The organism is Atopobium sp. BS2, from assembly GCF_000565075.1.
GTDB lineage: Bacteria > Actinomycetota > Coriobacteriia > Coriobacteriales > Atopobiaceae > Lancefieldella.
Genome location: NZ_JDFG01000033.1, coordinates 87,931 through 113,796 on the forward strand (window position 1 = coordinate 87,931; position 25,866 = coordinate 113,796).

The 25,866-nt window shown below is 47.4% G+C and carries 22 protein-coding genes, 1 tRNA gene and 1 pseudogene; 18 read left to right on the forward strand and 6 right to left on the reverse strand.

Translation table 11 applies throughout. The features are described from left to right. Positions 1 to 43: 43 nt before the first annotated feature. From der to HMPREF1492_RS04260, 11 genes are all read left to right on the forward strand, one after another. Entirely contained in the window at positions 44 to 1,369 is a 1,326-nt protein-coding gene (der, locus tag HMPREF1492_RS04210; protein WP_035436208.1) for a ribosome biogenesis GTPase Der, read from the forward strand. Then, entirely contained in the window at positions 1,369 to 2,031 is a 663-nt protein-coding gene (plsY, locus tag HMPREF1492_RS04215; RefSeq protein ID WP_035436211.1) for a glycerol-3-phosphate 1-O-acyltransferase PlsY, read from the forward strand. The genes der and plsY overlap by 1 nt, the downstream gene beginning before the upstream one ends. Positions 2,032 to 2,033: 2 nt before the next feature. Then, positions 2,034 to 3,044 carry an NAD(P)H-dependent glycerol-3-phosphate dehydrogenase gene (locus HMPREF1492_RS04220; RefSeq protein ID WP_035436214.1) on the forward strand — a complete coding sequence of 337 codons (1,011 nt, stop codon included), beginning with the start codon at positions 2,034 to 2,036 and terminating at the stop codon, positions 3,042 to 3,044. A gap of 9 nt (positions 3,045 to 3,053) precedes the next feature. Beyond that, positions 3,054 to 3,728: a ribulose-phosphate 3-epimerase gene (gene rpe / locus HMPREF1492_RS04225; RefSeq protein ID WP_035436217.1), complete on the forward strand. Its 675-nt coding sequence runs from the start codon at positions 3,054 to 3,056 to the stop codon at positions 3,726 to 3,728. 60 nt (positions 3,729 to 3,788) lie between these two features. Then, positions 3,789 to 4,937, forward strand: a complete 1,149-nt coding sequence (locus HMPREF1492_RS04230) for a cysteine desulfurase family protein (protein ID WP_035436220.1) — start codon at positions 3,789 to 3,791, stop codon at positions 4,935 to 4,937. 97 nt (positions 4,938 to 5,034) lie between these two features. Beyond that, positions 5,035 to 5,754 (forward strand): zinc ribbon domain-containing protein, encoded by a 720-nt coding sequence (locus tag HMPREF1492_RS04235; RefSeq protein WP_035436223.1) that lies wholly within the window; start codon positions 5,035 to 5,037, stop codon positions 5,752 to 5,754. Positions 5,755 to 5,768: 14 nt separating this feature from the next. After that, on the forward strand, positions 5,769 to 6,995 hold the full coding sequence (coaBC, locus tag HMPREF1492_RS04240) for a bifunctional phosphopantothenoylcysteine decarboxylase/phosphopantothenate--cysteine ligase CoaBC (RefSeq protein ID WP_035436226.1): 1,227 nt from the start codon (positions 5,769 to 5,771) through the stop codon (positions 6,993 to 6,995). A gap of 1 nt (position 6,996) precedes the next feature. Further along, positions 6,997 to 7,848: a deoxyribonuclease IV gene (locus HMPREF1492_RS04245; protein WP_035436228.1), complete on the forward strand. Its 852-nt coding sequence runs from the start codon at positions 6,997 to 6,999 to the stop codon at positions 7,846 to 7,848. Continuing rightward, the gene (locus HMPREF1492_RS04250) at positions 7,848 to 9,740 is read left to right on the forward strand and encodes an ABC-F family ATP-binding cassette domain-containing protein (protein WP_035436231.1); all 1,893 of its coding nucleotides are present in this window, start codon (positions 7,848 to 7,850) and stop codon (positions 9,738 to 9,740) included. Before HMPREF1492_RS04245 ends, HMPREF1492_RS04250 begins: the two co-directional genes overlap by 1 nt. Further along, positions 9,741 to 11,486 (forward strand): ABC transporter ATP-binding protein, encoded by a 1,746-nt coding sequence (locus tag HMPREF1492_RS04255; protein WP_035436234.1) that lies wholly within the window; start codon positions 9,741 to 9,743, stop codon positions 11,484 to 11,486. It abuts the gene before it with no gap. Continuing rightward, positions 11,486 to 13,330 carry an ABC transporter ATP-binding protein gene (locus tag HMPREF1492_RS04260; RefSeq protein ID WP_035436236.1) on the forward strand — a complete coding sequence of 615 codons (1,845 nt, stop codon included), beginning with the start codon at positions 11,486 to 11,488 and terminating at the stop codon, positions 13,328 to 13,330. Before HMPREF1492_RS04255 ends, HMPREF1492_RS04260 begins: the two co-directional genes overlap by 1 nt. A gap of 152 nt (positions 13,331 to 13,482) precedes the next feature. On the opposite strand, the gene HMPREF1492_RS04265 is transcribed toward HMPREF1492_RS04260, so the two are convergent. After that, positions 13,483 to 13,559 (reverse strand) — tRNA-Pro (locus HMPREF1492_RS04265). Positions 13,560 to 13,638: 79 nt separating this feature from the next. On the opposite strand from HMPREF1492_RS04265, the gene HMPREF1492_RS04270 reads away from it, so the two are divergent. Together HMPREF1492_RS04270 and HMPREF1492_RS04275 are read left to right on the forward strand one after the other, a co-directional pair. Beyond that, positions 13,639 to 13,950 (forward strand): MGMT family protein, encoded by a 312-nt coding sequence (locus HMPREF1492_RS04270; RefSeq protein ID WP_035436239.1) that lies wholly within the window; start codon positions 13,639 to 13,641, stop codon positions 13,948 to 13,950. A gap of 116 nt (positions 13,951 to 14,066) precedes the next feature. Further along, on the forward strand, positions 14,067 to 14,639 hold the full coding sequence (locus tag HMPREF1492_RS04275) for a hypothetical protein (RefSeq protein ID WP_035436242.1): 573 nt from the start codon (positions 14,067 to 14,069) through the stop codon (positions 14,637 to 14,639). A gap of 269 nt (positions 14,640 to 14,908) precedes the next feature. Here HMPREF1492_RS04275 and HMPREF1492_RS04280 read toward each other — a convergent pair whose 3' ends face one another. From HMPREF1492_RS04280 to HMPREF1492_RS04290, 4 genes and pseudogenes are all read right to left on the reverse strand, one after another. Further along, positions 14,909 to 15,340 (reverse strand): hypothetical protein, encoded by a 432-nt coding sequence (locus HMPREF1492_RS04280; RefSeq protein WP_035436245.1) that lies wholly within the window; start codon positions 15,338 to 15,340, stop codon positions 14,909 to 14,911. Beyond that, a pseudogene (locus HMPREF1492_RS07905) lies at positions 15,321 to 15,437 on the reverse strand (hypothetical protein); the annotation flags it as partial. The pseudogene HMPREF1492_RS07905 and the gene HMPREF1492_RS04280, both read right to left, overlap by 20 nt. Before the next feature lie 24 nt (positions 15,438 to 15,461). Beyond that, a complete protein-coding gene (msrA, locus tag HMPREF1492_RS04285) occupies positions 15,462 to 15,950 on the reverse strand; it encodes a peptide-methionine (S)-S-oxide reductase MsrA (protein WP_035436248.1) in 489 nt (162 codons plus the stop codon). Positions 15,951 to 15,959: 9 nt separating this feature from the next. Continuing rightward, positions 15,960 to 16,643, reverse strand: coding sequence for a Crp/Fnr family transcriptional regulator (locus tag HMPREF1492_RS04290; RefSeq protein ID WP_035436251.1), 684 nt, complete (start codon positions 16,641 to 16,643; stop codon positions 15,960 to 15,962). Positions 16,644 to 16,776: 133 nt separating this feature from the next. Between HMPREF1492_RS04290 and hcp the strand changes: the two genes are divergently transcribed. From hcp to HMPREF1492_RS04310, 4 genes are all read left to right on the forward strand, one after another. After that, entirely contained in the window at positions 16,777 to 18,369 is a 1,593-nt protein-coding gene (gene hcp / locus HMPREF1492_RS04295; protein WP_035431087.1) for a hydroxylamine reductase, read from the forward strand. A 153-nt stretch (positions 18,370 to 18,522) separates the two neighbouring features. After that, a complete protein-coding gene (locus tag HMPREF1492_RS04300; protein WP_035436254.1) occupies positions 18,523 to 19,866 on the forward strand; it encodes a Sau3AI family type II restriction endonuclease in 1,344 nt (447 codons plus the stop codon). A gap of 99 nt (positions 19,867 to 19,965) precedes the next feature. Further along, positions 19,966 to 21,240 carry a DNA (cytosine-5-)-methyltransferase gene (dcm, locus tag HMPREF1492_RS04305; RefSeq protein ID WP_035436255.1) on the forward strand — a complete coding sequence of 425 codons (1,275 nt, stop codon included), beginning with the start codon at positions 19,966 to 19,968 and terminating at the stop codon, positions 21,238 to 21,240. 188 nt (positions 21,241 to 21,428) lie between these two features. Further along, positions 21,429 to 22,772, forward strand: a complete 1,344-nt coding sequence (locus tag HMPREF1492_RS04310) for an FAD-dependent oxidoreductase (protein WP_035436258.1) — start codon at positions 21,429 to 21,431, stop codon at positions 22,770 to 22,772. 140 nt (positions 22,773 to 22,912) lie between these two features. On the opposite strand, the gene HMPREF1492_RS04315 is transcribed toward HMPREF1492_RS04310, so the two are convergent. Next, positions 22,913 to 23,659 carry a class I SAM-dependent methyltransferase gene (locus HMPREF1492_RS04315; protein WP_035436261.1) on the reverse strand — a complete coding sequence of 249 codons (747 nt, stop codon included), beginning with the start codon at positions 23,657 to 23,659 and terminating at the stop codon, positions 22,913 to 22,915. A gap of 267 nt (positions 23,660 to 23,926) precedes the next feature. Between HMPREF1492_RS04315 and HMPREF1492_RS04320 the strand changes: the two genes are divergently transcribed. Then, the gene (locus tag HMPREF1492_RS04320) at positions 23,927 to 25,720 is read left to right on the forward strand and encodes an oleate hydratase (protein ID WP_035431079.1); all 1,794 of its coding nucleotides are present in this window, start codon (positions 23,927 to 23,929) and stop codon (positions 25,718 to 25,720) included. The last annotated feature ends 146 nt before the right edge of the window (positions 25,721 to 25,866 follow it).

Below are 25,866 nucleotides of genomic sequence, written 5' to 3' on the forward strand. Positions count from 1 at the left end.
CGTATTGCTGGTATTATTAAACCAACTGAATGAAAGGTGAGACATGGCTAAGCCCATTGTTGCTATTGTTGGACGCCCAAATGTTGGTAAGTCCACACTGGTAAATAGAATTGCCGAGAAACGCGATGCAATCGTACACGAGTCTAGGGGAGTAACCCGAGACCGCTCATATCACGATGCTGACTGGAATGGTCGTGAGTTTAAGCTCATTGATACCGGCGGTATTGAGTCTATCAAGTCGCAGGATCGCTTTGCTCCACACATTCGTGAGCAGGCACTTCTTGCATGCGAAGAAGCAGACGTTATTGTCTTTGTGGTAGACGGCTCTACCGGCGTTACCGATGAAGACGAAGAGGTTGCACGCATTGTCCGCAAGAGCGACAAGCCCGTGTTCTTGGTTGTCAACAAGAAAGATAACCCTGCAACTGAGCAGGACGGTCTATGGGACTTCTATGCACTTGGTTGTGGAGAGCCTCTGCCTCTGTCTGCCTCTCATGGTCACGGTACTGGTGACTTGTTGGATGATATTGTCAACGCATTTCCAGAGGTAGACGAAGAGCCAGAAGATGACGGCATTCTGAACTTGGCAATTATTGGCCGTCCTAATGTGGGCAAGTCTTCGCTGGCAAACCGCCTGGCTAACAAGAAACGCTCTATTGTTTCTGATGTTGCTGGTACTACGCGTGACGCTATTGACACCATGATTGAATGGAAGGGAACTCCCATTCGTCTTGTTGATACCGCTGGTATTCGCAAAAAGAGCCAGGTACACGAGGACGTTGAGTATTACAGTCTGGTCAGAGGCCTGCAGGCAATGGACCGCGCTGACGTCTGTCTTCTTGTTGTTGACGCCTCTGTTGGCGTAACCGAGCAGGACCAAAAGCTTGCTAACATGGCCGTAGAGCGTGGATGCGCTCTGGTGCTCCTGCTTAACAAGTGGGATCTTATTGATTCTGAGGCAAAGCGTGATGAGGTAGCAGTCTCTGTAGCAAAGCGCCTGGCCTTTGCTCCTTGGATTGCTTCCATTAACGTTTCTGCTCTTACTGGTCGCGCTATTGATAAAGTACTTGCCGCTGCTCTTTCGGCTGCAGAATCCCGCGCACTTCAGCTCAAGACTTCCGAGCTCAACGAGCTTCTCGCCCAGATTAGAGAAGGCGGACACACGGTTTCTGACCGCGGTCGCCGTCTTAAGATTCAGTACGCTACACAGACAGGCTCCAAACCTCCTGTTATCTCGTTCTGGTGTAACGCCCCAGACCTTGTTGATGACAACTACGAGCGCTTTATTGAGAACAGACTTCGCGAGAAGTTCTCTCTGATTGGTACACCTATTCGTTTGAAGTTCCGTAAGAAGGTTGAGTCTAACTAATGCCTGGAATTGTTGTTGCTCTGATTTTTGGACTAATTGCATTTGGCCTTGGTGGCATTCCATTTGGCCTGATTATTGCAAGTGTTATGGCTCATGAAGATATTCGCAAACTTGGATCAGGAAACATTGGCACCACCAATGTTGCAAGAAATGCTGGTAAAGCCGCAGGTATTCTTACGCTTCTTTGCGATGCAGGTAAGGGCATTGTCAGCGTCATGCTGGTTCGTTGGTTCTTGGGAGCCCAGGGATTTACTCCTCTGGTCTCGGGAAATGATCACGCAGAGGCTGAGCTCATCATTTCTTTTGTGTATGCCTGCTGCGTTCTTGGTCATATTTTCTCGCCTTGGCTTCATTTCCATGGCGGTAAGGGAATTGCTGTTGGATTTGGCGGTGGCCTTGCAGTAAATCCACTTGCTGCTCTTGTAGCTCTTGCGGTGTTTATTACGCTTGCCGTGCCAACTAAGTACGTATCGCTTGGCTCCATCGGTGCGGCCGTTGCCATTCCACTATTCTGCCTGCTATTTGGTATGGATCCTGTGGCAACCATTCCTGTCTTTGTTGTAGCAGCGGCAGTTATTTGGGCTCATCGCGAGAATATCAATCGTCTTAATGCTGGTAGTGAGTCTAAATTCTCTTTCGGCGAAAAGAAAAAGGACAACTAATCATGAAAAAAGTTGCTGTTATTGGTTCGGGATCATGGGGTACCGCGCTTTCAACACTTCTTGCTTCAACTTCTGATGAGGTAATTATTTGGTCTCGAGAGGCTGATGTTACCGAATCCATTAATAACGAGCACGTCAACTGCAGACATCTTTCTGATTCTGAGCTTCCACACAATATTGTGTCTACCACTAGTGAAGCTGAGGCTCTCACCGGTGTAGATGCTGTTGTTATGGCGGCTCCTTCTGCGTTTTTACGTTCAGTTTGCGCTGCTTGCGCACCATATCTTGACCCTGAAGTTGATGTTTTGATTCTCTCCAAGGGTATGGAGGCAGGCTCTCACAAGCTCATGCATGAGGTGGCTGCTGACGAGCTGGGAAATCCTTCAAGAATCGCAGTTCTTTCTGGTCCAAACCATGCAGAAGAGGTTATTAAACAGGGAATCTCTGCGGCAGTTGTAGCGTCTGAAGATGCCGAGGTTGCTAAGCGTTTCCAGGCACTGCTCTCTCGTCCGTACTTCAGAACCTACATTAGCTCTGACGTTCGTGGTGTTGAGGCGTGTGCTGCCGCTAAAAACGTTGTAGCTATTGCCTGTGGTATTGCTGTTGGCCTGGGTAATGGCGATAACGCTCTTGCCGCTCTTATGACACGTGGCTTGGCAGAGCTTGGTCGCGTCGTATGCGCTATTGGCGGAGATCCACTCACCTGTATGGGTCTTGCTGGTATGGGTGACTTGGTGGCTACCTGCACCTCCGAGCATTCTAGAAATAGAACGTTTGGAGAAGCCCTGGTTAAGGGCAAGACGCTCCAGTCATACCAGGAAGAAACAGGCATGGTTGTTGAGGGTGCTCAGGCCGTCATTGGTCTTTATGAGCTTGGTCAGCAGATGAACGTTGAGATGCCTATCACTTCAGCTGTTCACGCTGTGCTTTATGAGGGCGCTACGCCAGAAGACATTACTTCTCGCCTCACTAACCGCCTTCCTAATGAAGAATTTTATGGAATGACTCGATAGGAGAGTTTAATGAATAACGTCCTGGTAGCACCATCTGTTCTATCTGCAGATTTCTCCAAGCTTAAGAGCGAGCTTGATTCAATTGCAAACGCTGATTACATCCATTACGACGTGATGGATGGTCATTTTGTTCCTAATATTTCATTTGGTCCAGATATTTTCTCGTACTGCAAAAAGTCCTCTGAGCTGCCCATTGATGTCCATCTGATGGTTACCAATCCAGCTGAGATTGCGCCTCTATTCCTGGACCGTGGTGCTGACGTTGTCACCTTCCACTACGAGGCTGAGGTTCACGCTCATCGTCTTGTTCACCTTATCAAGGATTCCGGTGCTAAGGCTGGCATTTCACTTTGCCCAGGAACTCCTGTAAGCGTTCTTGAGGATCTTATTGAAGATCTTGATTTGGTGCTTATCATGACGGTTAACCCTGGTTTTGGTGGACAGAAGTTTATCCCTCACTCAATTGAAAAGCTCAAGGCACTCAGAGAGCTCTGCCGTAAGCACAACGTTAACCCTCTAATTGAGGTTGATGGTGGTATCAGTGCAACTAACGCAGCTGATGTTGTAGCTGCTGGCGCTGACATGCTTGTTGCAGGTAGTGCCGTGTTTGGCCAGGAAGACCGCGGTGCAACTATCGAGGCAATCCGCTCTGCTGGTGAGTCCGCGCTTACCGTTCAGGGCTAGACTGCACTCTCAAGCATTAGTTACGCCAGACTACCAAGATTGAATCAACAGAAACACGTTATGGATTACGTTTACCTAGACTATGCAGCTTCAGCACCAATGCGCACAGAAGCGCTAGATGCCGAGAAAACCTATGAGGCTTCACCTATTGCTGGGGTGAACCCAAACTCTTTGCACTCGCTTGGTCGTCAAGCGGCGCGAGAGCTTGATGGTGCTCGTAGTGTTATCGCACGCGCAGTGGGCGGCAAGTTTAGGGCTCCTGACGTGGTCTTTTGCTCTGGCGGCACTGAGGGCAATAACCTCTCTGTCATTGGAATGGCAGAAGGCATTCGCAACAAAGACCACAAGCGCAACACAGTGGTTTTCTCGGCAATTGAACATGATTCTATTTTGGATCTAGCACCAGTTCTTCGCGAGAAGGGCTTTGAGGTAAGAATTGTTCAGCCTAACCGTCAGGGAAAGATTGAGGCTTCTGCCCTTGAGGGTCTTTTAGACCAGTCAGTAGCTCTTGTTTCCGTCATGTATGCCAATAATGAGACGGGCGTTATTCAGCCAGTTGTAGAACTTGCGCATGCTGCTCATAAGGTGGGCGCGCTTTTCCACACTGACGCGGTTCAAGCATTTGGTCGCATTCCTTTAGAGGTGGCAGACGTAGACGCCCTGACTATTGCCGCTCACAAAATTGGTGGGCCTCTTGGTATTGCTGCAGTGCTTATGCGCTCCAAAGTTCCCTTTAAGGCACAGAGTTACGGCGGGGGACAGGAGTCTGGTAGGCGTCATGGCACTCAGGACGTGAGGAGTGCTCTCGCTTTTGCTGCTGCTGCTCAGTGGTGCCTGGAGAACCTTACACAAACGCAGGAGAGCGTTTCTGTGCGCGCTAATAAGGTGTATGAAACTCTCTGTGCTTCTCCCAAGATTAAGCCAACTACAGAGGCTTACGCTGGCAAAGATCACATGCCTGGCACGGTAAGCATTATGGTTCCCTCAATGGATTCAGAGACGCTTATCTTAAAGCTTGATCAGGCGGGTTTTGAAGTCTCGGCTGGCTCTGCGTGCTCTTCAGGATCTCTTGACGCAAGTCATGTTCTCTCGGCTATGGGAATCTCTAGAAACGAGGCGCTGGGCAGCTTGCGCATTACGTTTGACGAGCGCGTTTCTGAGGCAAACCTTGATGCATTCTGTGCAACATTGCTGCAGATTGTTGGATAAATTTTTCACATACTAATCTCTACATTAGTTATGTTCTGCGTCTGATACGTCCTTATTTACGGTAGACTAGATGAGTAACCGTATATGAGGAGGCCCTATGAGTGAGTCTGTTAATCTGATGCAGCTCCAGGATATTGATTTGCAGCTGCTAAAACTCGCATCCAACTTGGCCTCAATGCCCCAGGTTCAAAAGATTAAAAACGCCCAACTTGCAGAGAAAAAGATTGCTTCTCAGCTTAAGCAGGTACTTGGCGTTAAAAAAGACGTAGAAATTGATATTTCTGACCTCAATGAGCAGCGCGCCCACTATGTTCAAAAGACGGAAGAGGTTTCTGCTGCTGTAGAAACTGCTACCAATCATCGTGCTCTTAGAGACTTTGACCAGCAGCTTTCTTCTTTGGCAAAGAATATCGAGAAGTGCGATTTTAAGCTTGCAGCAAAAGCAGAAGAGCTTGAGAAGTGCAAGAAGGCTTACCAGACAGCTCAAGACTTGCAGGTAAAGCTCATGAAGGAGCGCGAGAGCCTTTCTCAGTCTCTTGAGATTGATTCTGCGGCTCTTCGTGCAGAGATTGTAGAGCTTTCTAAGTCTCGAGAAGAACTTGCAGCTCAGATTTCTGCAAATACGCTTGAGCGTTACGAATCCGCACGTAAACGTTTTAAGGGCCTGGCAGTTGAGCACCTTGTAGGTAATGTTCCAAGTGTTTGCCGCGTCAAGCTGCAGCCAAGTTCATTCCATGATCTTCAGCATAGCTCTGAGATTGCTGAATGCCCTTATTGCCATAGGATGCTTATTACTTCTACAGCGTTTGAAGAATAAAGGAATTTCTTGCCATGTTGGATAAAACCGCTCAGCCCTCTGTATGCCTTGTGGTGTGCGGAGGCATTGCTGCATATAAAGCCTGTGAAGTGCTTAGAGGCCTTCAGAAAGCGGGCTGCGACGTTCGTGTTGTTATGACAGAAGATGCAGCTCAGTTTGTTGGAAAGACTACCTTTGAGGCCCTTACGCATCATGAGGTAGTGCAGTCGCTCTATAACAACACTGAGACTCCTGTTGCCCACGTTGACCTTGCTGACTGGGCGGATTGCCTGGTAGTTGTACCAGCTACCGCCAATATTATGGCTAAGATGGCTCACGGTATTGCTGATAACGCTGCAAGCGCAACGCTTTTAGCTGCTCATACGCCAGTTCTTGTGGCTCCCGCTATGAATACGCACATGTGGGAAAATCCAGCCACTCAGGCAAACGTGGCACTGCTGCGTCAGCGCGGCATCCAGATGGTTATGCCCGATTCAGGTCGCCTTGCCTGCGGTTATACCGGTGACGGAAAGCTTGCTCCGGTTCAGCAGATTGTTGACGCTGCACTTAAGGTTCTTTCCGGCAAAGATACCGCGCCAGTTACGCAAGATCTTGCAGGTAAAAAGATTCTTATCACCGCAGGACCAACTCACGAGAAGATCGATCCAGTTCGCTTTATTGCCAACTGTTCAACAGGAAAACTTGGCTATACCGTAGCCAAAGTTGCTGCTTGTCGTGGAGCAGACGTCACACTTATCTCTGGTCCTACGCACTTGGATGCTCCTCAAGGTGTCAACGTGCAAAGGGTAATATCTGCTGAAGATATGTATAAGGCGTGCGTAGACGCTTTTGACAACGTTGATGCTGCTATTTTGACGGCAGCTGTTGCCGACTACACCCCAGCTCATCCAGCAGATCATAAGCTCAAGAAATCATCAGAGTATCTTGAGTCTATTGACCTTAAAGAAACCACCGATATTCTCGCCAGCCTAGCTAAGGCAAAGAAAGACCAGGTTGTTGTAGGTTTTGCAGCCGAGACAAATAACGTCTTGGAGCATGCTCAAGCTAAACTTGAACGTAAAGGTTGCTCCATGATTGTGGCAAATGATGTTTCTAGACCAGATTCAACCTTTGGTTCAGACACAGACCGCGTGGCTTTTGTGACTCCTCAAGGTGTAGAACAGCTTGAGACTTTGCCGCTAGAAGATGTAGCTTCGGAGCTTTTGGACCGTGTTTCCAAGATGCTTGAGGAGCGTGCATAGCGTGCAGCCAGAAGAACTTTTTATTGGATGCCATCTCTCGGCGAGCAAAGGCTGGGAGGCAATGGGTAAAGATGCTCTTTCTATTGGAGCAACTACCTTTGCTTTCTTTACCAGAAATCCTCGTGGCGGCAACGCTAAAGCTTTAGATGAGGGTGATGTTGCAAAGCTACGTGAGCTCCTTGAGGTTAATCACTTTGGCCCTTTGGTTGCACACGCTCCTTACACCATGAATCTATGCTCCGCAAAAGAGGAGACCAAGGATTTTGCTCGTCGAGCGCTTGCAGAAGATCTTGAGCGTATGGAGCATCTACCTGGTAATTATTACAATTTCCATCCTGGTAGCCATGTGGGCCAAGGCTCTGACGTGGCAATTGAGCAGATTTCAAGTGCGCTCAACGATTGCCTTTTTGAAGGCCAGCACACCACCGTGCTTCTTGAAACTATGGCTGGTAAAGGCACTGAAGTTGGCAAAACGTTTGAAGAGATTGCTGCAATTCTAAATAAGGTAAACCATCCAGAACTTATGGGTGTGTGCCTTGATACCTGCCATGTTCATGATGGCGGTTATGAGATTGTAGAAAATCTTGATGAGGTTCTAGATACATTTGACCAGATAGTTGGTTTAGAAAAGCTAAAAGCCTTGCACCTTAATGACTCAAAGAATCCTCTTGGAGCTCATAAAGATAGACATGAACAGATTGGCAAGGGCTTCATTGGCTTAGAAACATTCCGCGCTGTGGTAACTAATCCGCGCATCAACACGCTTCCCATGATTTTGGAAACTCCTCATTCTGAGCTTTCTGGTTGGGGAGAAGAAATTGCATTACTTCGTTCTTTTTTAGGTGATAACTAGTGGGAATTCTGGTAGGTTGCGAACAAATCTCTATGGAATGGCCTGGTAAGAAGGTTCTTACCAATCAAACCATTGGCGTTAATGAGGGTGACCGTATTGGTGTTGTTGGCAAAAACGGTGACGGCAAATCAACCCTCTTAGATCTTATCGCCCATAGAATTGAGCCCGATTCTGGCAACGTAATCTGGAGAAGTGGCATCCAAGTAGGCTATATGGGCCAAAGTGATTCACTTTCTGATACGCAAACCGTTTGTAGCGCTGTTGTAGGTGATACGCCAGAGTACGAGTGGGCATCTGACGCGCGCGTTCGTAAGATTATTGATGAGCTCATTGGAGATCTTGACTGGAACGGCCTGGTAGGAGAGCTCTCCGGAGGTCAACGTAGACGCTGCGACTTGGCTCGATTGCTGGTAGGCACCTGGGACTTAATGCTTATCGACGAGCCAACCAACCACCTAGATCTTCACGCCATTCAGTGGCTTGCCAATCACCTAAAGAATCGCTGGTCAGAAGGAAATGGAGCGCTCATTCTGGTCACCCACGATCGTTGGTTTTTGGACGAGGTCTGTGATTACATGTGGGAAGTCCATGATGGGGTAATTGACCCGTTTGACGGCGGCTATTCTGCCTACATTCAAGCTCGAGTTGAGCGTGATAGACAGGCAGCAGTAATGGAAGAACGTCGTCAGAACACGCTGAGAAAAGAGCTCAACTGGCTTGCTCACGGAGCAAAAGCTCGTACGTCAAAGCCTAAGTTTAGGATTGATGCCGCCATGGAGCTTCTAGCCGAAGATCCACCACTTAGAAACACGCTTGAGCTTAAGCGTATGGCGGTTTCTAGGTTAGGCAAGCAAGTCATTGAGATGCATGATGTCTCATTTGCCTATAAGAACGTCGCGACGGCTGCGGACGCAGATCCAAATATGCAGGCAGATGCTTCAAACTCCCAGGTAGACGTTATCAAGCATGTTGAGTGGCTCATTGGCCCTGGCGACCGTTATGGCATCTTAGGCGAAAACGGCGCTGGTAAATCAACGCTTCTTGAGTTGATGACTCAGCAACTACAACCAACATCTGGCCTGGTAAAGGTAGGAAAGTCTGTCAAATTTGGATGGCTTTCTCAGCAGATTGATACGTTTGCCACTAAAGAGACCTGGACGGTACTTGAGCTTTTGAGCCAGTACAAGACAAGTTACCTGGTAAACGGCAAGATGCAAAGTCCTACGCAGCTGCTTGAAAGCCTTGGTTTTGACCGTCGAGAGTTTACCAATCGCTTGCAAGACCTCTCCGGAGGTCAGCGCAGACGTCTGGCGCTCCTGTGCGTTCTTCTGGAAGAGCCAAACGTGCTGGTACTGGACGAGCCAGGTAACGATCTGGACACGGATATGCTGGCTGTCCTAGAAGACCTACTGGACTCATGGCCTGGAACGCTTCTTGTTGTAAGCCATGATCGCTTCTTGATTGAGCGCGTTACCGACGACCAATATGCCCTCATAGACGGCCACATTCGCCACGTTCCTGGCGGCGTTGACGAGTACCTCAAGCTTGTTGATGTTGCAAAGCAAACGGCGAGAAGAGCGGGGGAGTTGTCGGATGCACGCGGCAGTTCAGATACAAATGAGCCGCAAGTAGACGGGTCTTCTCGCCAGGAGGGTGCGGTGCTGAGTAACGCTGAGCGTCGCGAGCTTAAGAAGCGCTTTGATTCGATTGAGCGTCGCATGGGCAAAGCTCAGGAGCTACCTGGACAGATTAGGAAGCAGATGAGCTCCGCTGATGCCACAGACGCGCAGCGTTTGATGGAGTTGCAGCAGCAGCTTGATGACGCAGAAGCGGCGCTGATGGAGCTGGAAGACGAGTGGTTGAAGCTAGCAGAGAAACTTGGTGAAGCGTAAATGGGAGAGTTGCTCTCTAGATTCGTATGGCCAAAGTATAGTCCCAAGAGTTTTGTTGCCTTGCTTTGTAAAGGTGTTGAGGTCATTGGTGACCTTCTTACACCTTTGATTATTGCGCGCATGATTGACCTCGGAATTCACGGGGCAAACATGTATGACATTATTCGCTACGGTATTTTGCTAGTCGTAATCGCAATTGTGGGTTTTAGTTTTACGCTTGTCTGTCAGAAAATTGCTTCTATTGTTTCTCAGCGCACGGGAACTGACCTGCGCAATGAGCTGTTTAAGAAGATTCAAGAGCTCTCAAGTGCCGATATTTCTGCACTGGGAACAGATACGCTGGTAACCCGTCTTATCAACGATGTTAATCAGGTTCAGGTAACCGTTGCTCTAGGCATTCGACAGCTGGTGAGGTGGCCAATCTTAGCGGCCGGTTCCATTATTGCCACTCTTATGCTTGATACTCAGCTTGGTATGGTCTTTTTACTGGCAACCGTGCTAGTAGCCGCTATTTTCTTTTTTGTTGCACGTAAATCTACCGCACTCTTTACTGAGCTGCAGAAGCGCCTTGATACCGTTTCTTTATATATGCGACAAATGCTTTCTGGTATTCGTGTTATTAGGGCCTTTAGGCATGAGTCAGAAGAGAAGGAACAATTCTCCGAGGCAGTTCTTGCTCAGACAGAAACAGCAACTGATGCTGCAAATTATTCGGCTCTACTGAACCCTGCAACCTTCCTTGTTATGTACCTTGGAATTGCCGCAACGCTTTGGCTTGCGGCTCCTCAGATTACTGCAGGTACTCTATCGCAAGGAACCGTGGTGGCACTTGTCAGCTATATGACCAGTGCGCTTTTAGCTATTGGCTACGTTGCTAACCTGGTTATTATCATTACACGCGGAACTGCGTCTGCTACTCGCGTGATGGAAGTCCTGAACACTAGACCAGTGCTCTCTGATAAGGGAAACAGGCAAATCAACCTCACTGAGTCCGACTTTACTGGCACCGCTGTGGCATTCAAAGACGCCTCACTTGTCTACGACGGCGGGGGAGAACCTGCTCTTTCTGGTATCAACCTCATGCTGCAGGCTGGCCAGACGCTGGGCATCATCGGCGGTACAGGTTCTGGTAAGTCCAGTTTTGCTGCCCTCATCCCGCGTCTTTTTGATACGGAGACCGGTTCTGTAAGCGTCTTTGGCAACAACGTCAAGGCCTATACGTTTGAGCAACTTCGCGCTCTCATTGGCTTTGTTCCGCAGCACACCTCACTGGTCAGCGGCACCATTCGCACAAACCTGTGCTGGAAAAATCCAAACGCCACAGACGAGGAGCTTTGGACAGCTCTTGAGGTTGCTCAAGCAGCAGACTTTGTGCGCGAGAAACCCGATCAGCTTGACAGCATTGTTGAGCGTGGCGGCAAGAACTTCTCGGGTGGTCAGCGCCAGCGCTTGACCATTGCTCGTGCTCTGGTAGGAAGCCCGCGCATTGTCATCTTGGATGACGCTGCCTCTGCACTTGATTTTGCTACGGATGCACACCTCCGAGCGGCACTTCGCAAGCTTAGTGCAACCACTACGAGCATCATTATTTCGCAGCGTGTAGCTGCAGTTATGCAGGCAGACAAGATCCTTGTTCTTGATCATGGCAAACAAGTGGGACTGGGAACGCACAAAGAACTTCTCGCCACGTGCCCTCTGTATAAAGAGATTTGTCTCTCGCAGCTTCGTCCTGAGGAGGTGGAGTAATGGCCGATATGTATTCTGGCGGAAGCACCTCCGCTATTGCATCAAGCGCTCCTGAGCGCGGCAAAGGCGGCTCCGCTGACGCTATCTCCATATCCGCAGCAGAAGTCACACGCCGACTAGCTGCATGGATTTCTCCTCACAGAGGTTTTCTGGTTCTGGCGTCTGTGTCATCTATTGCAACCGTTATTCTGCAGCTCTGGGTACCCATCATTGTGGGTAGTGCCATCGACCAGCTCATCAGGCTGGTCCAGGGCGCCGAGGCAGCACTTTTGCCTACGCTCGCTCAGCTCTCACTGGTAGTTTTGCTTGCAAGTGCTACGCAGTGGCTAGCTTCTTGGTCTACCAATAAGCTTACCTACCTGGTTACACGCGATCTCAGAGACGCATCTCACGCCAAGGTTGCAAACTTACCACTCTCATACATTGACACGCATTCTCAGGGAGACTTGCTCTCTAGGGTAGTTAACGATGTTGATCAGCTGGGTGACGGCCTTCAGCAGGGCCTGACGCAGTTCCTTACGGGCATGGTGACCATTATTGGAACCTTATGCTTCATGTTCTATATGTCGATTCCTATGGGCCTTGTGGTTGCTCTAGCTACGCCGCTCTCTATTATTGTTGCTTCCGCCATTACCAAATACGCAAGCTCATCTTTTAGCAAGCAGCAGGGCTATCAGGGCCAGCTAGGCGGATACGCAGAAGAAATGGTCTCCAACCAGGAACTCATTACTGCTTTTGCCCACAAAGATGCCATTATTGAGCAGTTTGAAGCTATTAACGAGAAGCTCCGTGTAGTAGGAGAGCGTGCGCAGTTTGCCTCTTCGCTCTCTAACCCTTCTACGCGTCTGGTAAACAACTTCATTTATGCACTGGTAGCTGGACTTGGCTGCATTTGCGTTTTGACGGGCGTTCCTTCTGTGCTTACCATTGGTCAGGTACAGAGCTTCCTCTCGTATGCCAACCAGTACATGAAGCCTTTTAACGCCATTTCTGCCGTTGTTACACAGGTTCAGACAGCCTATGCAAGCGCTCGTCGAGTCTTTGATCTTCTCGACGCAAAGGAAATCAAGCCTGATCCAGTAGACGCTGAAGCCATCCAGAATCCACAAGGCACCATTGAGTTTGATGACGTGGCGTTCTCCTATGATTCCAAGCACCCGCTGCTCAACCACATCTCATTCAGGGCAGAGCCTGGCCAGAAGATTGCTCTTGTTGGCCCAACTGGCTGCGGCAAGACCACCCTTATTAACCTGCTACTCAGGTTCTATAGCATTGATTCTGGCGCAATTTATGTAGACGGTCATAACACGCAAAAGCTCACCCGTGCATCGCTTAGAGAGCAGTTTGGCATGGTGCTACAGGATACGTGGCTCTTTAAGGGAACCATCAAAGAGAATATCCGTTATGCAAAGCCAGACGCCACCGATGAAGAGATTATCGCTGCAGCTCAAAAGGCTCAGGCACACGAGTTTATCCAGCAGCTTTCTCAGGGTTACGACACCATGGTAGGAGAGTCTGGCGGATCTTTATCTCAGGGCCAGCAGCAGCTTCTCTGCATTGCTCGCGTTATGCTTGCCAATCCACCTATTCTGCTTCTGGACGAGGCGACTTCAAGCATTGATACGCGAACAGAACAGCTGGTACAAAAGGCGTTTGACACCATCATGAATGGCAGAACTTCACTGGTTGTTGCTCACAGGCTCTCGACCATCCAAGGTGCAGATTGCATTCTTGTCCTCAAGGACGGCTCAATTCTTGAACGCGGCACCCATGATGAGCTTTTAGCTAAGGGCGGCTTCTACGCCAAGCTGTATGAGAGTCAGTTTGAAGGTACTAACGCCTAGCAAGGCTCACACACTAGATATGCGGTCGGTTGTTTTAAGCAGCCGACCGCTTTTTGCTGCTTGATTTTGCCACTTGATTTTGCCGCTTGTACATAGGGTTTCTCGCCCTGTTTAGATAATAAAAAGCCAGGAATACTCCTGGCGAGAAATTCTGGTCGGGTGGACTGGATTTGAACCAGCGACCCCTTGACCCCCAGTCAAGTGCGCTACCAAGCTGCGCCACCACCCGTTTGCTTTTGATACGATAGCATTCCAACATAAAATGAGCAAGCAATTCCCGGTAACCGTGAAGATAGAGTGAGCGAGATATGGACAACTTCTTTCAGCGTGCGTTTTCAGTGGTCAAGCAAATTCCTGAGGGTAGGGTTGGCACGTATGGGCAGATAGCTCGCATGATAGGGGAGCCAAGAAAAGCTCGCTATGTGGGATTTGCTATGCATCAAAGTCCTGGAGTGGCTGGCGGTGTGCCGTGCCATCGAGTGGTCTTCAAAGACGGCTCGCTTGCTCCTGGTTTTGCATTTGGTGGACCTGATGCTCAACGAGAGCTTCTTGAATCAGAGGGCGTGCGGTTTCTAGACAACGACAAAGTTGATATGAAGCGCTTTCTTTGGGAAGCATAAAAAGATGAAACATTATTTTATCTTGTGAAATATTCTCCCAGTTAAATGGCACTATTTGCTGGGTACAATCGCAGTGAGTTCCTAGTAGTTGGCACGTTCCGTTTAATGGAGGTCAAATGAAGCGTAGCTCTAACATGAGCAAGTTCTTTACTGCAATTTTTGTACTACTGGTAACGTCAGCCTTGAGTGTGGGCATTTTGTCTGGCTGCTCACAAACAGAAAACAAACAAGACCAGACTAAATCCACCACGTCAGAACAAAAAGAAGAAAAGAAAGACGAGAAAAAAGAGGATTCTTCTAGCTCCTCTAGCTCCTCATCAAACAATTCAAACGCAACCGGCTATGGCACCTATCATATTCCTGATGGATTCAACTTTGATAACAGCCTGTATCCAGATCTGCAAATTACTACGCAGGTTGATAAAGACAGTCTCTGGCCAATCATTATTCGCATTGAGGGTACAGCAGACCAGTTTGATTTGATGAGAAAAGCAACTATCGATGCAGCTCAGAGGGCTCAGGTACTTGAGTCTGCAGAAGAGATTGGCAACACTGTTGACCAAGCCCTTGCTCACCCAACAAACTACAATCTGACTGACTGCGCAATTCTCACTTCTGCACCAGAGTCGTATCGAAAGACCTACGTTATTACGTTTACCGTAAAGAGTCACTACGAGGTCAAAAAGTAGTTACTCACATCCTGTCTAACTTTCTGGGCAGTTACTACACCGATAAGGCGCGCCTGGCTAACCGCTTCAAGGAAATCGCATGGAGTGTAGGTGCCAAACAAGAAGGGAACGCAGCTACCGAGTTCGATGATAATACGACATGGAGTGACGCAAATTTCGTGATCCGCTTGCATCTGAAGCTCCGGATTCAGACGTGATAACCGCCTGCTGCAAAGCGCTAGCTAGCTTCATCTTTAGCCGCTAACTACTGCACCTTTGTTGTGGCGACTTTAATCTTTATTAATAATCTTTATTAAGGTCGCCACAACAGTCACAACAAAAGGAACTACAGTTACAACAATGGCCCAAAAAGTGAAATACTGGTTCTCCCAAAAGGAGAAGTACGCTAATCGGCTGATTGGAATACATAAAAACAGCATCACGCCAGCTACAATCAAGGCAGGAAGGTTCCTCCTTGATAAGTCTTCTTGTCTGATGCTCATTGCTGCCAGTACCGGGGCTAGGATGAAATACATAAGTATAGGAAACCCGAACTGAATCATCCTTCCTATCGATCTAGCAGGGAAATGTAGCACCCGCATCGGAATTATTGACACATATATAAGAATTATATAAACCAGGCTGGGCCTTAAAGTGATAGGCACCCTTCCGAGGGTTGCTTTGATGTCCTTTATGCTGCTTTTAATTAATAAAAACTTCATATTCACCCTTATTGATGTAATCCGTTATGTTTTCGGATATGTACCTATAGAACATAGTTTCAAGTACATAGTTTTTGAAATCCCATCCATCAACGGCGCCTCTTAACGTAAGCTAAGCGGCTTACGCAAGCGGCTTATATGCGTCATCAACATTGATGTGGCAATAACCACCTGGGTTCTTCTTCAAGTAGTCCTGATGATATTCCTCAGCAAGTACGTAGTTATCTAGTGGCTCAACCTCAACGGCAAGCTTCTGACCAAAAAGAGATTCTTGTTCAGACATAATGCGATCAATGACAAGCAGGTCAGCATCGTTGGTGTAATAGATACCTGTGCGATACTGTCTACCAACGTCGTTGCCTTGCTTATTTACTGAGAGGGGATCAATAACCCTAAAGTAGTAACGCAGAATGTCATAGAGACTTACAACGGTCTCATCGTAAGTGACATGCACTGTTTCTGCGTGATCTGTTGCCTTCACCTCTTGATAGTTAGTATCCAAAGTTTTACCGTTTGCATAGCCAACGGTAGTTGCGGTGACGCCATTAATTCTGGAGAAGTACTCTTCAAGTCCCCAGAAGCATCCACCTGCTAAATAAATCTCTGCCATAAAGCCTCCTTAGGCCGAAATGCTGTATAAAAGTTTGAAGTGGCTTCGCTTTACTTCAAAGACGCCTTCTTTACATAGAGAAGATATTACCGCGCTTAAGGCGCTTCTATCTACACCAAGATAATCAGCAAGTTGTTGGCGATTGTAGGGTATATCAAACTCCGACGAACCCGCAGCTTGCGAGCGAGTGTTCAGGTACGCCATCAATTTGCCACGTATACTCTTTGGAGCAGCATCTTGAATGCGACGACTCAGCATGATGTTTTTCTGTGCAATAGAAGCCATAAGGTTTCTGGTGATAATATCCACGCCGCCGCAGATATCACACGTTCTGGTAGTAATCTGTCGTAGGTCAAGCAGCAGAATTGCAGACGTCTCCGTGGCAACTACCGAGGTCAAGAGTGGCACGTTTCCAAGAGCTGCATATGCCTCTCCAAAGGTTTCTCCTGTATGGAAGGCTCCCATTACAGAGATGTTGCCCTGCGCATCTGATCCCTCAACATGAATAGCGCCGGAGACAACGATGCCAAACTGATGAGCTTTATCACCAGCACATAGAATAATCTCTCCAGGCTCATAAGTACGCACCGTCGCACGTAGATGCTTCAGCAAAGCCTCAAGCTGCTCTGGCTTTACACCCTTAAACACCACCGTATTGAGCAAAAACGAAGGCTTAATATCTTGTACGTTCATCAACGCTCCAAAAATTTCTCTACAAGAATCGTTTTGTTGTAATTACAACATACACTATTCCACATTCCTGCAATCATGAAACCCAGAAGAGCAAATCTCTTCTCGCTATAGGGTTTTATGGAGAGGAAAAATAGTGGATAACAAGATGTTCTGTTTCCAGTGCGAGCAGACTGCTGCTTGTACTGCATGTACCGGAGCTGCTGGCGTTTGCGGCAAGCCTTTTGACGTTGCGTTTGCTCAGGACGAGCTCACCGGCGCTCTGGTTGGCCTTTCTCGCACCGAGCTTGCTGCTGGCAAGCGTTCTAACCGCGCAGATCAGCTGATCGTCGACGGTCTGTTTACCTGCATCACTAACGTCAACTTTGACAAGGGTGCGGTTGACGCAATTACTGCTCAGGTTCGTGACGAGAAGAACCGTCTAGCTGCAGAGGCTGGCGTAGAGCCTGTTGAGGATCTTCCACTTGGCGGCGTTTGGTCCGACAACGAGGACATTAGATCTCTCAAGTCCCTCATTCTCTTTGGTATCCGCGGTATGGCTGCGTATGCTTACCACGCTCGCGTTCTTGGCAAGACTGATGACGCAGTTGACGCTTTCTTTGTAAAGGCTCTTGCAGCTCTTGCTACCGAGTCCTCCGTTGACGTTTTGCTGCCTCTTACTCTTGAGGTAGGCGAGGTCAACCTCAAGTGTATGGCTCTTCTCGACAGCGCAAATACCGGCGCTTATGGCACTCCAGTTCCAACTGAGGTTCCTCTGACTATTGAGCCTGGTCCCTTCATTGTTGTTTCCGGCCACGACCTTCTTGACCTCAAGATGATCCTTGAGCAGACCGAGGGCACTGGCGTTAACGTTTACACCCACGGCGAGATGCTCCCAGCTCACGGTTATCCAGAGCTCAAGAAGTATCCACAGCTCAAGGGCAACTTTGGTACCGCATGGCAGAACCAGCAGAAGGAGTTCAAGGACATTCCAGCTCCTGTTGTCTTCACCACTAACTGCCTCATGCCACCTCGTCCTAGCTACAAGGACCGCGTCTACACTACTGAGCTTGTTGCTTTCCCAGAGCTCGTCCACATTGACGAGGACGCTAACGGTAAGAAGGACTTCAGTGCTGTTATCAAGCAGGCTCAGGAGCTTGGCGGATACGCTGAGGCTCAGGAGCTCACCGGTATCAACGGTGGCCACAAGGTAACCACCGGCTTTAGCCACGGTGCCGTTCTTGGCATTGCCGATAAGATCATCGATGCTGTTAAGCAGGGCGCTATCAAGCACTTCTTTGTTGTTGGCGGCTGTGACGGCGCTCGCCCTGGTCGTAACTACTACACCGAGTTTGTTGAGCAGACTCCTGCAGACTCCGTTGTCCTCACCGTTGCTTGCGGTAAGTTCCGCTTCAACGACCTTGACCTGGGCACCATTGGTGGCATCCCTCGTATTCTTGACGTTGGTCAGTGCAACGACGCTTACGGTGCTGTTCAGATTGCAACTGCTCTTGCAAATGCATTCGACTGCGGTGTTAACGACCTGCCACTGAGCTTTGTCCTGTCTTGGTACGAGCAGAAGGCAGTATGCGTCCTTCTGACCCTGCTGCACCTTGGCATCAAGAACATCAAGCTTGGACCAACCCTTCCTGCATTTGTCAGCCCTAACGTCCTTAACATTCTTGTTGAGAACTACGGTATTGGCCCAATCGGCGATGCTTCCGAGGATCTTGCTCAGATGCTTGCCTAATTGGCGAGAAACCCCTCTAGTCCTTTCCTTAAAACGCCTCCTAGCTATGCGCTGGGAGGCGTTTTTTGATCGTGAAAAATATTGGAAAGTCAAATGAGTATGGCTATTTCTGGAGGGTAATAGCACAATATTTTTTATGTTGATTGGGGGAGTATGAATAACTCAAATATTGATTACGACATCTCTGATGAGCAATCTATTATTGAATATGCTTCTAAGCTTGTTGGCCATTCACTTCGTGAAGTAACCGACGTTGAAGTTCTTGCTGACCATAAAAAACGTCGCGGTGCCTTTGGAAATGCAGTTGAAGAACTGTATTTTAAGTATCCAATCAACAGTGATTCAAATCCTGATTTTGCCGAAGTGGGACTTGAATTAAAAACAACCCCCATGAAAGAGAATAAAAAAGGTGATTTGGTAGCTAAAGAACGCCTTGTCATCACCATGATTGACTACAACAAAATAGTTAATGAGACATTTGAAGATAGTCATTTTCTAGGGAAGTCTTCAAATATTTTATTGATGGCCTACAAATATGAAAAAGGCGCTAACCCTATTGATTACAAGGTAATTTTGGCAAACAAATGGAATATTCCTATTGAGGATTATGCTCAAATTAAACAAGACTGGGAAACAGTTGTTGCCAAGATCCAGTCTGGTCATGCTGAGGATATTTCTGGGTCAGATACTCTATATCTAGAAGCGTGTACAAAAGCTGCCAATAGTTCAGTTAGAACTACACAGCCTTATTCAAATGTTCTAGCTAAGCCTCGTGCCTGGGCATTTAAAGCATCTTATATGACTACCATAGAAAAACAGATGCTAGGTAACGGAGTATCTCAGATTAAAAGAAACGAATCTGAGCAAAAACTTTCGCTTATCGATCTTTTGTATAAAAGGTTTAAACCGTATTTTGGAAAAACGGAAGATCAGCTTGCAGCTGAGTTCAATATAAGTAAATCGAAAGATAAATGTGCACGTATCACTAAACATATCCTAGGTATTGCTGAAGACCAGAAAATTGAAGAGTTTGAAAAGGCTGGTATTAAGCCTAAAACGATGAGGCTTAAATCAAATGGAGTACCAAAAGAATCTGTAAGCTTTAAAGTCTTTGATTACTTTAAAGTTGCTGAAGAACCATTTGAAGAATCTGATTTATATCACGATCTTTTATGTAAATATCTATTTGTAATTTATAGAGAAAACTCAGCGGGGGATTTTGTTCTCTCAAATATTTTGCTCTGGCAAATGCCTGACTCTGATTTACTATTTGCGGAACAATGCTACCTTCAGATGCAAAAGAATATTAAAGCTGGACGAGCTGATATAAGTGTCAAGGCGTCTGAAAATAAATGTTGTCATGTAAGACCTCATGCCAGAAACAAGCTTGATACAAAACCTCAACCATATGGAAAACCTGAGGTTAAAAAGTGTTTTTGGTTGAATAGCTCTTATCTTTCAAAAGAAATATCTGAAGGGTTATCCCTTAAAGATTAAGTTGATCTTCTTGGCTATCTGAATTAGACTGACTTTTTGTCCGGTTGATCGGTTAGTATAGTAAACACAAAATTGGTCCACAGCAGCGATAGGAGAAACGTGGCCAAAGCAATTACTGTAGCCGAGCTCTTTGCGGGAGTCGGTGGATTTAGACTTGGCTTAGAGGGTTATAAAGACTCTTCTAATAAAGCTAATAACCTGCCAAAAGCGGGAACGTTTAAAACTATATGGGCAAATCAGTGGGAACCACCAGGATCTCCTACAAGACAGTTTGCCGCAAATTGTTATAGGACTCATTTTGGCAATGATTCAGTCGTAAATGAGGACATTAATAAAGTTCTTAATGAGTATGAGCAGGGTCTACGCGATATTCCTTCGGTCGATATGGTCGTAGGTGGATTTCCTTGTCAGGATTACTCGGTTGCTAAACCTTTATCTCAGTCGGGAGGTATTGAGGGAAAAAAGGGTGTTCTATGGTGGGACATCTACAAATTCCTAAAAATTCAACTAGATAAATCTCCTAAAAATGCGGAGTGGTGTCTTTTAGAAAACGTTGATCGTCTCCTTAAAAGCCCAGCATCTCAGCGTGGTAGAGATTTTGCAATTATTCTTAGCTGTCTTGCGAGCCTTGGATATTGCGTTGAATGGCGTGTGGTAAATAGTGCAGCATACGGCTTTTCACAAAGAAGAAAACGTGTCTATATTCTCGCGCGTAGAAATGCTAATTGGGAGCTTTCAGAACGCTTAACTTCAGGAATTATGTCTCGAGCATTTCCTTTTAATCCAGTGGGCAATATCTCTTATGTTGATATTCCTAAAGATCCGTTTGTTGCCACAAAAGACTTTAATTCTGAGGGATCTAAAACATCTCCGTTTTTAGATGCCGGTGTGATGGTAGATAACCGTGTTATTACCTGTAAAGTTGAAGAGGTTTATAAGGGTCAATTTAAAACACTGGGGGATGTTCTTTCTCCAGAAAGCGAAATCCCTGATAACTTCTTTGTTGATGATTCTCAGCTGGAGCGATGGGAAAAGCTTAAAAGTTCTAAGAGAGAAGAACGCATCAATAAGTACACAGGTCAAACCTACTTCTACTCTGAAGGTTCTATGGCATTCCCGGATCTTCTCACTAATCCTTCAAGAACAATTCTTACAGGAGAGGGGGGAACAAGTCCTTCTCGCTTTAAACACATCATTAAAATAGGCGAGAGGTATCGCAGGCTTGTCCCAGATGAGCTTGACCAGCTACAGGGTTTTCCTAAGGGTTGGACTAATACAGGAATGAGCGACAATAATCGTGCATTCTGTATGGGAAATGCTCTTGTTGTGGGTGTGGTAAATCGCATTGGAAAAGAAATATACAAGGAATTGTAAGGTCAAGGCGTCTATCAGATTTGATAGACGCCTTTCTTATAACCAAATTGCTTCACGAACTCCAAATATTCGATTTATTAAAGAACGTTCAAGAATGACGCTCTTCTCGATAACAGAATGTGGCATAATGCCACTGTCGAAGTAACAATTAATGTTAGTCATTAGTAGCATTTAACAGAGGGGTTTCTATGGCTAAAGTTGCAGTTATCGGTTGTACCCATGCAGGCGTTTTTGCCACTTCTTCAATCCTGGGCGCACACCCAGATTGGGAGGTTCACGTCTTTGAGCGCAATGACACGGTTTCCTTCCTGTCTTGCGGCATTGCTCTTTGGGTAGGTGACCACGTAAGCGATCCAAACAAGATGTTCTACAGCTCTCCAGAAGCCCTTGCAGAGGCTGGCGCTCACGTTCACATGACCACCAACGTCACTTCCGCAGACGTTAAGACCAAGCACGTTGCTTGGGAGGATCTCAAGACGGGCGAGACCTTTGAGGATGACTTCGACTACCTCGTAGTCACCACCGGCTCTAAACCAATTGTTCCACCACTACCTGGTATTGACGGACCTCGCGTTCTTCAGTGCAAGAACTGGGCTGACGGACGCCGTATTCACGACACTATGGCAGAGTCCAAGTCCGCCATTGTCATCGGCGCTGGCTACATTGGTGCCGAGCTTGCAGAGCAGCTCTCCGAGCGTCAGAAGGCAGTCACTCTCATCGACATGCTTCCTCGCGTTCTTGCTAAGAACTTTGACAAGGCAATCACCGATCAGGTTGAGGCTGCTTACAAGGAGCACGGCGTCACGCTTGCACTTGGCGAGAAGGTCATGAGCTTTGAGGACAATGGCGATTCCGTCACCGTTGTTACCGATAAGGGCTCCTACACTGCAGATTACGCAATTCTGGGCATTGGCTTCCTGCCTCGTACTGACCTTTTTGACGGCCAGCTTGAGATGCTTCCAAACGGCGCTATCAAGGTTGACGAGTACATGCGCACCAGCGAACCTGGCGTCTTCGCAGCTGGTGACTCTGCTTCCATCATCTTCAACGTCACTGGTAAAGAGGACTACATTCCTCTGGCAACCAACGCTGTCCGCCAGGGTCTGCACGTTGGTCCTAACATGCTTGAGCCAACCGCTGCTTATGCAGGTACTCAGGCTTCCAGTGCAGTTCAGCTCTACAACTACTCCATGGCTGCAGCAGGCCTCACCGTTGAGGGTGGCAAGGTTCGTGGCTACGAGTATGATTCCGTCTCCATCACCGAGAACTACCGTCCTGAGTTTATGCTGACCACCGAGCCTGTTACCGCAACGCTTGTCTGGGATCCAGAGACTCGCCTTATCAAGGGCGCACAGTTCTTCTCGACACATGACGATGTTGCTCAGGCAGCAAACGTTGTTTCTGTGGCTATTGCTGCTGGTATGACCATCGACAACCTTGCAGCTGTTGACCTTCTGTTCCAGCCAAACTTTACCAACCCAGTCAACTACATTGGCTCTGTTGCTATGGCTGCCTGTGCAAAGGCCAAGTAAACTCCGCACATAACGCACAAAAGGGAAGGAAGCCGGTAGAGATGCCGGCTTCCTTCTTTGCTATCGAGCCCAAGTCTAGCTCGATGAATGACTATTTTGCGTTTGCTCAACCTTGATCCTGCATTGCCTTGATACGGAGCCTATCTTGGCTTTCTGCTCACTACGGCAATGTAGTTAAGGTCATCCGCGTGATCGTTGAAGAACGTAAACATGCTAGTAAACATCTTGGTGTTCTCTGGTTTGAGACCGTTTCTAATAACCCTCAGAGCTCCGTCAGCACCCTCATCGGCAATAAGTCCTGCCGGATTCATAAGCGTCATCTTGCCGTTCTTTGTTTCTGGGCAGAAACCTGCTGACTCAAAGAGATTCTTCCAACCTGCAAGGGTTAAAGGCTTTACGTTGACGTTGATAGTTCTTGAGAGCTCGTGAACCAACTCATCGTCTTCTTTGAGCAGAAGAACGTCATGGGTAAGCAGCACGCCACCAGGTTTAAGCACGCGTGCATACTCTTTTACCGCAGATGCCTTCTGCTGGTCAGAGAGCATGGTGAGCATAGCCTCGTTAATAACGACATCAAAGCTGTTATCAGGGTAGGAGAGGTTGGTAGCGTCTCCTTGTTCCACTGTTACGTACTCCTCGATATTGTTTCTCGCGATATTTTCTTTTGTTTTAGGTAGCACGTCTGCATTAAGGTCAATTGCGGTTACATGGCAGTGGAAGCGTTTTGCCAGCTCAACCGTAGTGGTGCCAATATTGCACGCGACCTCAAGAATCTGAGTTTCTGGCGTAATCTCTACGGAATTAAGTAGCCAATTGGTTGCTTCAATACCTCCGGGGCGCAGTCTTGTCTTGCCCATACGGAGTAAAAACTCGTGACCAGCTTCCATACTAAGACCCCCTTCATACCATGAAAGAATAAAGTTAGCTTTATCTAACTGATACAAGTTAAGCACATCATTACCTGCGAAAAAAGCCAAATTAATTGCTATTTTTGAAACAATTTAGCAGGTAGATTGCGACAAAAAATAACCTATATGTCCAATCGTTCTTTTTGTGCATTTTCTTTAGCAGTTTATAAGTTTATAGTGGACGCAAGGTAAGGGCGACTTACTAATTTCCGCAGGTAATTGATGCGGAATACTAAGGAGGAAGTTATGTATTACTCTGCTGGAACGTATGAATCGTTCGCTAAGCCAGAAAAGCCCAAAGATGCCGACAAAAAATCAGCCTATATCATTGGAACAGGACTTGCAGGTCTAGCTGCTGCGTTTTATCTTGTCCGCGATGGCCAGGTAAAGGGTACAAGAATTCACCTGCTCGAGAAGCTTGAGCTTGCGGGCGGAAGCTGCGATGGTCGCAAAGATGTTAGCAAGGGTTTCTATATGCGTGGTGGCCGCGAGATGGACAACCACTTCGAGTGCATGTGGGATATGTTTAGAGACGTTCCATCCATTGAAACACCTGGTGTCTCGGTACTTGATGAGTACTATTGGCTCAACAAGCACGATCCAAACTACTCGCTCTGTAGAGCTTCCGAGAAGTGCGGCAAAGATGCCCACACAGACAAGAAATTCAAACTTGATAAAGAGTCTTCACTTGCGCTTGCCAAGCTATTTATGACTCCCGAGAAGGACCTTGAGGGCAAGAAGATTAGCGACGTACTTCCTGATTCTTTCTGGAACACTAACTTCTGGCTTTATTGGCAGACCATGTTTGCGTTCCAAAGGTGGTCCTCAGCACTAGAGATGAAGCGCTATCTTTGCAGATTCTGTCACCATATTGACGGTCTGCCTGACTTTACCGCGCTGCGCTTTACCAAGTACAACCAGTACGAGAGCATGATTTTGCCACTAGTCAGGTATCTTGAGAATCACGGCGTAAGCGTTGACTACGGTATGGATGTCAAGAACGTCATTATCAACGACACCAATGGTAAAAAGGTAGCTACTCAAATTGTTTACGAGAAGAACGGCTCACAGCAAACCATTGATCTAACCGAAGACGATTTGGTGTTTATCACCAATGGCTGCTGCACCGATACCTCTTGCTACGGCGATCAAAATACTGCTCCTGACATTAGCAACGTCAGAAATGGCGTAGGGGAGTCCTGGGATCTGTGGAAGAACATTGCAGCTCAAGCCAAGCATGGCGAGTACGGCAATCCCGATAATTTCTGCAGTGACTTTGAGGCAACTAACTGGATGAGCGCTACTATCCAGACAAAAGACGAAGAGATTATCAAGAAGATTATTGGCGTCTGCAAGAGAGATCCAAGAGAAGGTAAGGTCACAACCGGCGGTATTGTAACCGTCAAGGATAGTACCGATAACTGGTACCTCTCGTGGACCATCAACCGTCAGCCACAGTTCAGAGCACAGGACAAGGACACTGTACTTATCTGGGTCTATGCACTGAGCACCAACAAGCCTGGTAACTTTGTAAAGAAGGCTATGCGTAACTGCACCGGTGAGGAAGTATGCCAGGAGTGGCTCTATCACATTGGTGTTCCAACCAAGAAGATTGAGGACTGGGCCAAGAACCGCTGCAACACCACTACGTGCTTCATGCCTTACATCAACGCATTCTTCCAGCCAAGAAAGGCTGAAGATAGGCCACTAGTTGTTCCTGAGGGTTCCGTTAACTTTGCCTTTATTGGACAGTTTGCCGAGACTCCTCGTGACACCATCTTTACTACGGAGTACTCAATCCGCACTGGTATGGAGTCTGTCTACACGTTGATGGATGTTGATAGAGGCGTACCAGAGGTTTGGGGTTCTCAGTACGACATCAGAGAGCTTCTAAGGGCAACCTACTATGCTCTGGACAAGAAAACGCTTGATAAGGCACCGCTCTCGTTCAAGGAGAAGATGCTCTTGAAGGTAGCTCTTAAAGCTGTTAAGGGCACCGATATTGAGCTACTGCTCAGGAACAGCGGACTGATTAAGTAGGAGCAAGAAGAACAAACAGATTGACGAAATTAAAGCGTAAGCAAACTGACATGTACAAGTAATACAAAGGTGGCTGCAGACAATACGTCAAATGCAGCCACTTTTTTACGATTCAGATATAAAATTTACATCGAAATACAATGGTA